Genomic DNA, 12857 nt, shown 5'->3' on the forward strand with positions numbered 1-12857 from the left:
AATCTGTCCGCCGCCGCTTACTCGTAGCGCAGCGCCTCGATCGGATCGAGCCGTGAAGCCTTGCGCGCGGGATAGAACCCGAACCCCACGCCAACGCCCGCCGCGAACAGGAAGCCTCCAGCCACCGCCAGCGGCGAGAGCGGCGCCGGCCAGCCGGCGAACAGCGTGATGGCGCCGGAGAGCGTTGCGCCAAGCACGATGCCCGCCAGCCCGCCGGTCACGCTCAGGATCACCGATTCGGCGAGAAACTGCAGCAGCACATGCAGCCGCCGCGCCCCGATCGCCATTCTGAGCCCGATTTCGCGGGTTCGCTCGGTCACCGAAACCAGCAGGATGTTCATGATCCCGATGCCGCCGACCAGCAGCGAGATCGAAGCGACGATCGCGAGTAGCAGCGCCATCACCCGGCTCGATCCCTGCGCCGCTGCGGCGATCTGGCTCAGGTTACGCACCGAGAAATCCTTCAGCCCATCCGGCTGGATCCGGTGGCGCTGGCTCAGCGTGCGGCCGATCTGCTCCATTGCCGCGGGCACGGCCTGCGGCGTCGCCGCCTGCGCGAAGAGCTGGTTCACATATCCGGCGAGCCGGGGTTGCAGCGCATAGGGGTTCGGCCAGGGCGGGTAGGGCCAGTTCAGCGGCGTCTCCTCCCGGCTCGGCGCGGCGGCGCCGAGCACCCGCTGCTCCGCGGTGCTGAAAGGCAGCATCATCACATCGTCCTGATCGGTGCCAAACGGCGTCTGCCCCTTGGCGGCGAGCACGCCGACGATGCGGATCGGCGCGCCTTTCACCAGCACGGTGGCGCTGAGCGCCGTCTCTCCGCGTGCGAACAGCATCTGCCGCACCGTCTGCCCGATCAGCCCGACGAGCGCGCCGGCCACCTCGTCATGCGGCGTAAGCGCCCGCCCTTCGGCGATCCGCCAGTTGGTCATCGCGGGATAATCCGGGCTGACGCCGAGGATCGCGGTGGTCCAGTTCTGGCTGGCGTGGCGCACCTGCGCCGCGGCCCGGATCAGATAGCCGACCCGGCCCACCGCCGGGTCCTCGCGCAGGATCGCCTGCGCGTCATCCACCGTGATCGTCGAGGCACTGCCGAACCCGGCATGGGCGCCGCCCGCCGTCGTCGCCCCAGGCAGCACCACGAGCAGGTTGGTGCCCAATCCCTCGATCTGCTTGCGGATCGCCTGGTTCGCGCCCTGGCCCACCGCGACCATGGCGATCAGCGCGGCCACGCCGATGCACACGCCCAGCATTGTCAGCGCCGCCCGCAGCCGGTTGCGCGCCAGCGCCTGCAATGCCGCCGCGACGATCATGCGGACGAAGCGAGCGCCGCGCCGCTGCTTCCGCGGGGCGGTGCCATGGCCGGCGCCGGCTCTGGCGCCGCCGGCGGTGACGGACACGATTCCGCCGGGCCGGCCGGTGCGTCCTGCCGCTCATCCGCGACGATCCGCCCGTCGCGCATCGTCAGCACCCGCCGCGCATAGCGCGCGATATCCTGCTCATGGGTCACCACCAGGATCGTCACCCCCTGCTCGCGGTTCAGCGCCGCCAGCGTCGACATGATTTCGTGCGATGTCCTGGTGTCGAGATTGCCGGTCGGCTCGTCGGCCAGCAGGAGCTGCGGCGCATTGATCAGCGCCCGCGCGATCGCGACGCGCTGCTGTTGCCCGCCCGAAAGCTGCGCGGGCGTGTTCGCCTCCCGCCCGGCGAGACCGAGCCGGTCGAGTGCCGCCCGCGCCCGCGCCCGCCGCGCCGCGCCATCCACCGACCCCGCCGTGGCATAGACGAGCGGCAGCGCCACGTTGTCGAGCGCGCTGGTGCGGGCGAGCAGGTTGAAGCTCTGGAACACGAAGCCGATCCGCGCGCTGCGTATCCCGCGAGCACCGGCTCCGCCAGCCCGGCGACATCGACGCCCTCGAAGCGGTATTCCCCGGAACTCGGCCGGTCGAGACAGCCGAGAATCGCCATCAGTGTCGATTTCCCCGATCCGGACGACCCCATGATGGCGACGAACTCGCCACGCTCCACCACGAGATCGACATCTTGCAGCGCCCGCACCGCGAACCCGCCGCTGCCATAGCTCCGGCCGATCCCCTGCAACGCGATGACTGGTGTCGCCGTCATTCCCTCGCCTTCAGAATCGCGGCACCCAGGGCGCGCCCACGCGCTTCAGCCGCTCGCCGATGATCACCGCATCGCCCACCCGCAGCCCGCCGCCGGCAATCTCGGTCTGGTTGTCGCCGGCAAGTCCGGTCTTCACCGGCACGGCGACAGGCCTGCCGTCCCGCATCACCCAGACCCGCGCGCCCGCCCCAGTTCCACCGGTCGCGCCCGCGGGGGCGAAGCGCAGCGCCTGTCCCGGCGCGAGCAGCACATTTTCACGCGATGCGGTGATGATCCTGACCGAGGCGGTCATGCCCGGTTTCAGCGCGAGGTCGCGGTTGTCGATCGCGATCACCACATCATAGGTGACCACGTTCTGCACCGTCTGCGGCGACTGGCGAACCTGCGTCACCCGCCCCTCGAACATCTTGCCCGGAAAGGCCAGCACGGTGAATTGCGCCGTTTCCCCGGGCCGGACACCGGCGATGTCACCCTCGCTGACATTGGTATCGACCTGCATCCGCGTCAGATCGGTGGCGATCAGGAAAAGGGTCGGCGTCTGGAACGAGGCCGCGACGGTCTGCCCGATCGTCACGTTGCGGGAGACGACGATGCCGTTCACCGGCGAGACGATGTCGGTGTAGCCAAGATTGGCGCGGGCCGCGCTGAGCCGGGCCTCGTCCTGCGCGATCACCGCGCGGTCCAGCGTGGTCTGCGCCTCGCCCTGGCGCATCGCGGCCTTGGCGCTGTCGGCGGCATTGCGCGAAGCATATTGACGCGGCGCCAGTGCCGCGAGCCGGCTTGCGTTGCGGCGCGCGTAGTCGAGCCCGGCCGCATCCTTGGCGAGCTGCGCCCGCGCCACCGCCACCGCCGCGATATCCTGGTCCACGACCGCCTGATAGGGGCGGGGATCGATCCGCGCGCAGACCTGCCCGAGCCGCACGATCGTGTTGTAGTCGCAGTCGATCGACTGGATGATCCCGAAACCGCGGAGCCGACGATCACGCTGAGCACGGGATTGACCGTCCCCGTCGCGGTCACGGCCTCGACGATGTTGCCGCGGGTAATCGCGGCGGTGATGTAGGCAGGCCCTTGCCGCCGCCGCTGCGCCGCCTGCCAGCCGAACACCCCGGCAGCCGCCAGCGCCGCAACGGTGAGCATCATCGCCGCGCGCCTCGCGCGCCGAGCCAAAATCCCCTTCGCATCCGCGCCCGGCGTCCCGCTCATGCGTCGTCTCCTGCACGGCGCATCCGCTCGAACGGCCCGCCGGCGGATGGCGTTGCACCTTGCGCACGGCCAGCGGGCGGACGCCATGACGCATATCAATCCGTCTCCGGAAGGCTGATTGCGAATGTTACACTTCAGGGTCGTTTCGACGAAGTTTCAGTGAAACCAGCCGGTTCGCCAGGTCTGCCACATTGTAACCCTCCATCCGGTCTGCTTACACGCCGACACAATCAGACCCCCCGCAATCCGACAGGCTTGCGGGCGAGACGGTCTGAAAAAACCCACTATCGGAAAGGGACTCATTGTGCGGTTTTCTCAGCAGGCACGGTCGCTCAACCATGAAACGGCCCGGTCAGGCGGCCGTGTCGCGCAGCGTCGCCTCGTGGCACTTCTTCTCTCGTCAAGCTGCCTCATCCCAGTCGCTGCGCATGCGCAGACGGTCAGCGCCGGCGAGGTAAGCGCCGCCGGCTCCGGTTATATCGCGGGCGCCACCGTGGCGCCGAGCCAGAAGAAGGTGTTCAAGTCGGGAACCACGACCCGCGTGCTGAACCGCAAGCTTCTTGAAGCGGCGGGCCCGGTCGCGGGCGCCGCGCAGATGCTGTCCTATGCGCCGGGTGTGCAGGTCAGTGGGTATGGTAATACCGGCTCCACCAAATACACCGTTACTCTGAACGGCGTGTCGCAGGGTTGGGGTGGCTATGGCAGCATGCTGAGCGCCGACGGTCTGCTTGGCGTCACGCTGGATGGCGTGCCGGTTGTCGATCCGTCCACCAATCTCTGGCAGTCGAACATGATCCCGCAGAGCGGGATGATCCAGAGCGTCAGCACCACCTATGGTCCCGGCGAGCCGGCCGATCGCTGGTATAACAATTTTGGCGGCGGCATCGAGTTCACGCCGTTGCAGCCGACGACAAAACCTGGCGGTGACATCAACCTCACCTATGGCAGCTACGGTCAGAAGAACATCGAGTTCGACCTGCGCACCGGCAATTACCATGGCTGGTCGACAATCCTTGCTGGCGGCACCGGTGATGGCAACAGCTTCCGCACTGCCCCTGACGGCTTCAAGAGCCCGAGCGAGAACTATTCGATCTACCTGAAGACGGTGAAGACCTTCTCGGCTGGTAATGTCGCTTTCGGCGGCTATTTTGCCCGCAGCGCCGGCTACCGCACCCCGGTAATCCCGACCTCGGTTCAGCCCGGCGTCTACACCAATGGCACGTCCGGTACGCTGTACAGCCAGCAGAGCTCCGGCTTCTACAGTGCGCCGAGTTTCACCAACTACGAGAAATTTGACACCGACGCGCTGTGGATGGTGTTCGGCCGCGAAAACATCAATCTCGACCGTGACACGACGCTGCACAATCTGACGTATTTCGAGAATTTCTCCCGCGTCCATTCCCGGCTCAACGATATCTACAGCGCCGGGCCGCAGCAGATGGAATACAACAATCCCCATACTGACGTGATCGGCGACAAGCTCTGGCTTACCGAGAAGCTGCCATTTAACACAGTTGATGCCGGCGCCTACATTATCCACGACGATTATAATACAAGAAATAATTTCTATAATACTGCCAATGGCGGGAACAAGGGCGTTGCCAATATCGGCGGCAAGGTCCGCTCCGGATATTTCAGCCAGACCGACGTGGCCTTCTTCCTACAGGATGACATTCATCCGATCCAGCGCCTGCACATCACGCCGGGTGTCCGCTTCGTCAGCTTCCAGACCTCCTATGGCGACTCGGCGCAGCAGGATTTCGGGCTCGCTCCAGGCGCGGTGCTCGGCACCAAGTGTGTCCTTAACGGGACTTCGACCGCTGGCAATGTTACCGAGCAGGGCTCGGTCTGTGGCGCGCATGTCAGTCGCAACGGCGTCGAGCCGTCGTTGTCGGCGAATTTTCAGGTTCTGCCGTGGATGGCGGTCTATGGCACCGTCGCGGACGTGTACCGCGCACCTCAGGTGGGCGGCGGTGGCGGCCTGTTCCAGAAGATAAATCCTGTCACGACCTACGCCCCTGAATATGGGCAGTATTTCGACGCCGGTCTGAAATTCCATGCAGACAATCGGCCGTTCCTGCATCACTTCCTCGCCGGTGTGGATTACTTCCACCTCCGTTACGCCAAGCAGTCGCTCAGCGTGCAGATCAACGGCAACGGTTATTTCGCAACGGGTTCGTCGGTCTATCAGGGCGTCAATCTCTTTGCCAATGACAACCCGATCTACAATCTCTTCGTCTTTGCCAATGCCTCTTTCGTCCAGGCAAAATACCAGAGCTACAACGCCAATCCTGGACCGGGTAACGCGCCGCAATATTTTAACGGTTATCACGTCCCCTACGTGCCGGACATGAACCTCAACATCGGCGCGTATTATAACCTGCCGATCGGCTCCATGGTTCTCACCCCGCGGATCTGGTACCAGTATACTGGATCGCAGTATCTGTTCGACAATACCGGTGCATCAAGCCCCGGCGGCAACCCAGGGCCCAGCAACCAGAAAATGGCGGGCTACGGCACGCTCAACATGTCTGCGAAGCTGAACGTTCCGGTGAATCTGCCCTATGCTGGGCACAAGACCATGGACGTGTCGTTGACCGCTCTTAATGTCACTGGCAATAAATATAACGCTTTCGAATACATCTCGAGCGGCGGTTACTTCGGAACCTCGACCAGCGGCTACCGTCTTGCCTATCCCGGCGCGCCGTTCACGATCTATGGCAGCGTTGGTTTTCACTTCTGACGTCTGATCGGGTCACTGGCGCGGGCCGTTTCGGTCCGCGCCATCGTTTCCCGGCGCATTCCTTCCGCCTGTTCCACTCCTTCTGGCTTTGGCTGGAGTGGATTATCCGGAACGCGTCCCCGCCGGACAGGGCCGGGGGCGGGTTCTGCTCACCTGACCACGCGGAGACGATCCTGCCAGATGGCATCATCCGGCCGGATTTTTTCCCAACCGGACCATGAGTTTTCATGAACACTTTTCGCGGCGTCGGTGATGGCATGAATCCCTTGCCAGAAGATCGCTTCTCGTTCCCTCTCGCGCTCATCGTGGCGTTGGCCCTTGAAGTCGGGCTGGTTCTCCTTGTTGCCTACCTGCCGCCAAGCCATGCCGCGGTCGCGCCGCATCCGCAGGTCACACGGATCAAGATGCTGGCGCCACCGCCAAAGCCGAAGCCGCTGCCGCCGCCACCCAAGCCGGTGCCGCCTCCGCCGAAGCCGCTGCCGCCGCCGCCCAAGCCGCAAACGCCGCCGCCGCCGCCACTACCGAAACCGCCGGTGCCGGTGCCGGTGCCGCCACCGCCTAAGCCGGTGCCGCGCCCCAAACCGGTGCCGCGCCACGTTGTTCATCACAAGCCGAAGCCGCAGTCCAAACCGTTGCCGCGCACGGTGTCGAAGCCCGTTGCTCCGCCACAGCCGAAGCCGCAGCCGGTGCCCGCTGCGGTTCAGGAAAGCGCGCTCGAATCCTATGCCGGCGCCGTTCATGCGGCCGTGCAGGCGGATCTCAAGGTGCCGCGGGTCGTCGAGATGATGCAACTCTCCGGCGTTACCGAACTTGCGCTGCGCATCGCCCCTGATGGGCATCTGCTTTCGGCCAGCGTGGTGCGCTCCTCCGGCGCTCCGCCGATCGACCGTGCAGCACTGGCCGCGGTACGCGCGACGCGGCTGCCGCCGTTCTCGTCAGACATGCCTCACCACCCGATCACGGTGACGATCTTTATCCGGCTACGCAGCCGTTAGCCTGAAGTTTTCACTGATTCGAAAGCAAATTCCCTGTATTTATCGGTGAACTTCGAGATCTGATTTTGCCGCTTACTGGACACGCATGGGGTCGATCCCGATCAGGGCGAAGGCGGTGGTTTGCAGCGACGTGGGGTTTGCCAGAGCGGTGAAGGTGGCGTTCGGCGCCTTGGGTAGGGAGGCGGTGTTGAGGGTCTGTGTGGCGAGATGCGCCATCAGGTCGGTGAAGCTCGAAATCGGCAGGTTCTGGTCGTTGCGGCGTCGCCCGCGCTTGCGATCGGCGGCCGGGGATATCGATGCGGGGGCAACCGGCGATGAGCGTTCAGTTTCCGCGCCTGGCCGGTCGTGATCCTGGAACAGCAGGGGCTTGAGGGCGTCGCGCAGATGCCATTCGACGTAATAGGCCATCATGCAGAGGAAGACGTGGGCACGCACCCGCGGCGAGAGCCAGTGATGCACCGGGCGGATCGCGAGATCGACCGATTTGAGGGACCGGAACGCCCGTTCCACCCGTGAGAGATCCTTGTAGGCTGACACGGCTTCGGTCTCGCTCATGACGTCCGCGCTCACACTGGTGCGGATGACATAGATGCCGTCGAGGGCCGCCTCGCGCGCGATGCTGGCGGCGTTGCGCTGGAAATCGAAGCGGCTGGCGGTGATGGTGAGATCGAAATGCTTGGCCATCTTGCGCTGGTTGATCACCGCCCCCACCGCCAGCCCGATCGCGGCCTCGCCATGAAGAGGAGCGCGTTTGCGCCGTGTCGCATCCCGGATCCGCGCCAGTTCCGTCTCGGTGGCCACGAGCAGCGCCTCGCGCTTGCGCCGTCGTTCGGTCGCCAGGGCGGCGTTGCGACAGGCGATCAGCCGCTCGCCCGGATAATCGGGCGACGTGATCGCGGCGATATCGCGCTCGTCGAACAGCGACATCTGCAGCGGTCCCTCGGCAAGATCCTGGATCTGCCCCGCGCGCAGGCAGCTGATCCAGTCCAGCCCCGCCGGCTTGATCGTCTCGCGGATCCGCGCCGTGGTGATCATTCCGCGATCACCCACCAGGACGACGCGCTCGAGATGGAACCGGCGCTTGAGTTTCTCCACCTGGGCGGCGATCGTCGCCGGATCGGCGGTGTTGCCTTCGAACACTTCCACTGCGATCGGCCGCCCCTCGCGATCGCACAGCAGACCATAGACGATCTGCGGCCGATCGGGCCGGTGATCCCGGCTGTATCCGTGGTGTGCCAGTTCGCAATGCCGGCCTTCGAGGTAGGATGAACTGACGTCGTAGAGCACCAGCGTGCCGTCGCGCAGATGGCGCCTTGCAAACTCCCGTTCGATCCGCCCCTGCTGCGTGCCCAGCCAGTCCAGCGCCGCATAGATCTCGCGCTCTTCAATGACACCGAGATCAAGCATCTGCCCGAGGCTCGATGTTGCGGTCTCCGGGTTCAGGCCGCGCAGGGTCGAGAGCTTCGATCCCGGCGCGATCACCCGGCCGGCGATCAGCGCCAGGGCGAGACTGCGCTCGCGCGACGCCCTCCGGCCCAGCAGGCGGGGTATCCCGAGCTTGCGCATCATCCCGAGTGCCGCCGCCACATGACCATGCGGCAGCGAACGCCGGATCTCCAGCGCCTGATCGGCACCACCAACCACCGCGCCACCCGCGAGCAGCGCTCGTAGGCCATCGATCAACGCGGGCGGCATCTGGCTCAGATTGGCGATGGTACGCTTGTGAACCTTCCGCCCCTCGCGGAAACTCTCCCGCAACAGCACGGCCGGCGCCGATCGGCCATTCGGAACCACATCGATGAACATAACCCGAGCGAATCACAGATCGAGTCGCACCGCAAGCCCCATTTATGGACACAAAACGCTCGCAAGAAATCAGCGCTACGCGAGGCTATCCGCCACGTTCAGGTCATTCCCAAGTAAAAACTTCAGGTTAGAGAAATTTCAGTGAAATCGTTTTGAAATCCGATCTTACGGGTTGTCCATGTTCGCCCATTCTGGCCTTGCCTCGGGTCGGGCAACGACTTCCGCGCGGTCTTCTCGGCCAGGCGTGGTGGGTCAGCACCCGCACCAGAAAAGGGATATGAATGATGCGGAGTTATCTTGGTTCCAAGGGCGTCACGCGGGGTATGCGCCGTCGGCTGACAATCCTGCTCCTGTCGACGAGTTGTCTGGTCCCCATCGCGGCGGGCGCACAGACGGTGAGTGCCGGAGAGGTGAGCGCCAGCGGCGCGGCTGGACTCGTTGCGGATGCCACACAGGCGCCCAGCCAGAAGAAGATATTCAAGTCGGGCACAACGAAGCGTGTTCTGAACCGCAAGATCCTCGATGCGGCCGGTCCGGTTGGGGGCGCCGCGCAGATGCTTTCCTACGCGCCGGGCGTTCAGGTTTCAGGCTACGGCAACACCGGTGCCGACAAATACACGATCACCCTGAACGGCGTTCAGCAGGGCTGGGGTGGCTTTGGCGGCTTTACTGGCGATGGCGCGGTGATGATCACCATGGACGGTGTGCCGATGGTCGATCCTTCGACTGATTTGTGGCAGTCGAACTTCATTCCGCAGAACGGGCTTATTGTGAGCGCGACCACCACCTACGGCCCCGGCAACCCGGCCGATCGCTGGTATGCCAATGTCGCGGGCAATGTGGAGTTCACCCCGGTTCAACCAACGACGAAGCCCGGTGGCGACATCACCGCGACCTATGGAAATTACGGCCAGAAGAATATCGAGTTCAACCTGCGCACCGGCAGCTATCACGGCTGGTCGACTGTCCTTGCCGGCGGCATGGGTAATGGCAACAGCTTCCGAAAAGCGGCTGATGGTTTCCAAAATCCTTATAACGACTATGCGATCTATCTTACTCAGCAGTCGGTAATATAGGCGACAGTTGGTGCTTTGAAGAATGATTGCACGAGACGTGGTTTGCGCTTGATGGCGGCGAGTTGGGCTTCGATTTTGTCCTGAAGCTTTTCGCCTTGGCGTAGCGGAGTCCGGGCGACGCCCGTCCGCTTCATGTGGCTCCAGACCAGTTCATCTGGGTTCAGGTCAGGGGCGTAGCCTGGCAGAAAATGCAACGTCAGCATTCCATTGGTCGACGCCACGTAGGCTTTCACCAGCGCTGTTTTGTGGGCAGGCAGCCCGTCGAGGACCAGGTGCACCGGCCTCGTGCGGTGCCGCATCATCCGGCGTAGCAGCGCTACGAACAACTCAGCATTCAGGCCGCCTTCATAAGTGCAATACCAGAACCCGCCGCGGGCTGTCACCGCCGAGGCGGCGCTGATCGATTGCCGTTGGCCCGGACGCTCGACGATCGGCGTCTGTCCCTTCACGCCCCAGGTCTTGCCATGCACGGCGTCGGCCCGAAAGCCGGACTCGTCCAGAAAAAGACCTCGCCGCCACAGGACTTGGCCTGCCTGGCGATTTCAGGAAACCGCTCACGTCGCCATGCCTCGATCGCCTCCGGATCGCGCTGATAGGCACGCTGCAACGGCTTTTGCGGCGTCAGGCCCAGTTTCGACAGCAGTTCGCCCACAGCCGTCACACCGAGTTTGATACCAAACTTGCGCTCGATCAGTTCGGCCACAACGTGCCGGGTCCACAGCCCGAAATCCAGGCCGTATTGGCGCGGATCGCGGCCATTGATCCAACGCAACACCTGCTGCTCCTGGCGCGGCGTCAGACGCCGCGGCCGGCCGGTTGCCGGCCGTGACCGCAAGGCTTTCACCCCGACCCCAGGCTTCGATGCCGCGCTGAGCCATTTATAGATTGTTGTGCGGCTGAACCCGTATGAGGCAATCACCAAAGAGGCCGCTTCGCCCTCGCGCACCCGCTCTACAGCCATCAGCCGGATGGTTTCCAGGGTGCGATGATCAAATCTGCGACCGTCCCGTTTCATGCCAGAATTATATCATCCCCGCAAACATACGACTAGCAAAATGTCGTCTTAATTACCGACTGGTGAGTAAGACGATCAAGAGCTTTTCCGCCGGCTCTTTTGAATTTGGCGGTTATTTCGCGCGCAGCGTTGCTTACCGCGCACCGATCATCCCGACCTCGCCTTATCCTGGAATCTATATCACCGGTAGTACCGGCAGCGTTCCTTACAGTCAGAAAACATCGGGGTATTATAGCACACCGCCCTTCAATGTTTATGAGAAGCAGGACGAGAACCGGTTCTGGATGGTCTATGCGCGAGAAAATATCCGCCTCGACTCGTCCACCACACTGCATAACCTGACCTATTATCAGAATTACAAGCGAACCCATTCCCGTCTGCATGACCTGTTCTATTCTTTCGGTCAGAATGAGGCGATGGAGTATAACGATCCGCATACCAACGCGATCGGCGACAAGATATGGCTCACGACCCGGCTGCCGCTGAACAAGGCGACGCTTGGGGCCTATTACATCCACGACGACTATAATACGCGGAACAATTTCTACTCGACAGCCTATGGCACCAACACCACTGTCGCGGGCCCGTTCTTCCGGTCGGGTAATTTCAGCCAGAACGATTTCGCTCTCTTCGCGCAGGACGATATCCATCCGATCCGAATGCTGCACATTGTTCCCGGCATTCGTTTCGTCAGCTTCCAGACCGCTTATAACGACACTGCGTTGCAGGATTTCACCATCCTGCCCAACCAGGGATACTATGCGAAATGCGCCCTTACCGGGGGGCATTTGCAGATCGGCAATGGCAATAGCTTCGATTCCGGCTCCATTTGCGGCTCCCATGCCAGCCGCAATGGCATCGAACCCTCGATCTCGGTAAACGCCCAACTCCTGCCCTGGCTGACAGCCTATGGCTCCTATAGCGAGGCCTATCGTACGCCCGCGGTTGGCGGTGCGTTCGGCTTGTTTGCGAAGATCAACCCCTCCGCCTATGGTCTGGAACAGGGACAGTATTACGACGCCGGTCTGAAGTTTAATGTCGAGAACCGGGGATTCCTGCACCACTTCCTTGCGGGCATCGACTATTTCCACATCCGCTATGCCAAGCAGTCGCTGAGCTATGCGATCGGTGGCGGTCAGTCGGTTTTCGCGACCGGAACCTCAATCTATGACGGGGCGAATCTCTTCGTTGATGACAATCCGCTCTACAATCTGTTCGTGTTTGGCAATCTGTCGCTTATCAATGCCAAATACCAAAGCTATGTTACTGGCGGCACATCCTATAACGGCAGTCATGTCCCGTATGTGCCGGCGGTGAATTTCAATGTCGGGGCCTATTACGACATCCCGATGGGCGGTATGATTTTGCAGCCGAAGCTTTGGTATCAGTACACGGGCAGCCAGTACATGTTCGACGATACGACCGGCGCTCCTTCCAACGTCCAGATGCCGGCCTATGGCGTTCTGAATATGGCGCTGAAGCTGAAGGTGCCCGTCCGACTCCCCTATGCCGGACGCAATACGGTGGATGTCAGTCTCACTGCGCTGAACGTCACCAACAACCGGTACAACCAGTATGAAATCGTTGGTGCAGGTGGTTATTTCTCACCGCCGGGCGCGACTGTCCCGACCCCTGCCGTAGGGTCGAACGCCTTGGTCTATGCCTATCCGGGTGCGCCTTTTGGCATTTACGGTACCGTCGCGGTTCATTTCTGACGAGCCCAACCTGGTGGCTCAGACCAGTTGGGTCCGATAAATTCGTAGTGCCGTGCGGAGCTCGCTCCGTACGGCCTCTGCGTTGCCCGCGCGTAGTGTCATTCTACCGCTCGAAAACAATGGGATAAGTCGCCGTCCGATGCTCGATCGGACCAGATCGGGTGGTGCTCCAGATCAGAA

General features: G+C 62.9%; 9 protein-coding genes and 1 pseudogene. 4 read left to right on the forward strand and 6 right to left on the reverse strand.

Features of this window, described 5'->3' with window-relative positions; all coding sequences use genetic code 11:
- Nucleotides 1-17: 17 nt before the first annotated feature.
- The 4 genes and pseudogenes from ACIDOCELLA78_RS86390 to ACIDOCELLA78_RS86405 all read right to left on the reverse strand — a co-directional run bounded on the left by ACIDOCELLA78_RS86390 (nt 18) and on the right by ACIDOCELLA78_RS86405 (nt 3421).
- The gene (locus tag ACIDOCELLA78_RS86390) at nt 18-1397 is read right to left on the reverse strand and encodes an ABC transporter permease (RefSeq protein WP_249675470.1); all 1380 of its coding nucleotides are present in this window, start codon (nt 1395-1397) and stop codon (nt 18-20) included.
- A complete protein-coding gene (locus tag ACIDOCELLA78_RS86395) occupies nt 1307-1846 on the reverse strand; it encodes an ABC transporter ATP-binding protein (RefSeq protein WP_283770823.1) in 540 nt (179 codons plus the stop codon). The genes ACIDOCELLA78_RS86390 and ACIDOCELLA78_RS86395 overlap by 91 nt, the downstream gene beginning before the upstream one ends.
- A gap of 107 nt (nt 1847-1953) precedes the next feature.
- Nucleotides 1954-2121 (reverse strand): annotated as a pseudogene (locus ACIDOCELLA78_RS86400) (ATP-binding cassette domain-containing protein); the annotation flags it as partial.
- Nucleotides 2122-2131: 10 nt separating this feature from the next.
- Entirely contained in the window at nt 2132-3421 is a 1290-nt protein-coding gene (locus ACIDOCELLA78_RS86405; RefSeq protein WP_249675473.1) for an efflux RND transporter periplasmic adaptor subunit, read from the reverse strand.
- Nucleotides 3422-3709: 288 nt separating this feature from the next.
- Between ACIDOCELLA78_RS86405 and ACIDOCELLA78_RS86410 the strand changes: the two genes are divergently transcribed.
- Nucleotides 3710-6070, forward strand: a complete 2361-nt coding sequence (locus tag ACIDOCELLA78_RS86410; protein WP_249675477.1) for a TonB-dependent receptor — start codon at nt 3710-3712, stop codon at nt 6068-6070.
- 227 nt (nt 6071-6297) lie between these two features.
- Nucleotides 6298-7065: an energy transducer TonB gene (locus ACIDOCELLA78_RS86415; protein WP_201728276.1), complete on the forward strand. Its 768-nt coding sequence runs from the start codon at nt 6298-6300 to the stop codon at nt 7063-7065.
- 72 nt (nt 7066-7137) lie between these two features.
- Here the strand turns inward: ACIDOCELLA78_RS86415 and ACIDOCELLA78_RS86420 are convergent, their stop codons facing one another.
- On the reverse strand, nt 7138-8871 hold the full coding sequence (locus ACIDOCELLA78_RS86420) for an IS1634 family transposase (RefSeq protein ID WP_201727483.1): 1734 nt from the start codon (nt 8869-8871) through the stop codon (nt 7138-7140).
- A gap of 284 nt (nt 8872-9155) precedes the next feature.
- Between ACIDOCELLA78_RS86420 and ACIDOCELLA78_RS86425 the strand changes: the two genes are divergently transcribed.
- Nucleotides 9156-9947 (forward strand): TonB-dependent receptor plug domain-containing protein, encoded by a 792-nt coding sequence (locus ACIDOCELLA78_RS86425; RefSeq protein WP_249675481.1) that lies wholly within the window; start codon nt 9156-9158, stop codon nt 9945-9947.
- On the opposite strand, the gene ACIDOCELLA78_RS86430 is transcribed toward ACIDOCELLA78_RS86425, so the two are convergent.
- Nucleotides 9929-10962 (reverse strand): IS630 family transposase gene (locus ACIDOCELLA78_RS86430; protein ID WP_201728277.1). Its coding sequence is split into 2 segments (ribosomal slippage): nt 9929-10443 and nt 10443-10962, totalling 1035 coding nucleotides; the frame shifts between segments, so codons are not numbered across the junction. The genes ACIDOCELLA78_RS86425 and ACIDOCELLA78_RS86430 overlap by 19 nt on opposite strands.
- A 62-nt stretch (nt 10963-11024) precedes the next feature.
- On the opposite strand from ACIDOCELLA78_RS86430, the gene ACIDOCELLA78_RS86435 reads away from it, so the two are divergent.
- Nucleotides 11025-12677, forward strand: coding sequence for a TonB-dependent receptor (locus tag ACIDOCELLA78_RS86435; protein WP_249675486.1), 1653 nt, complete (start codon nt 11025-11027; stop codon nt 12675-12677).
- Nucleotides 12678-12857: the final 180 nt, after the last annotated feature.

The organism is Acidocella sp. C78 (genome assembly GCF_907164655.1).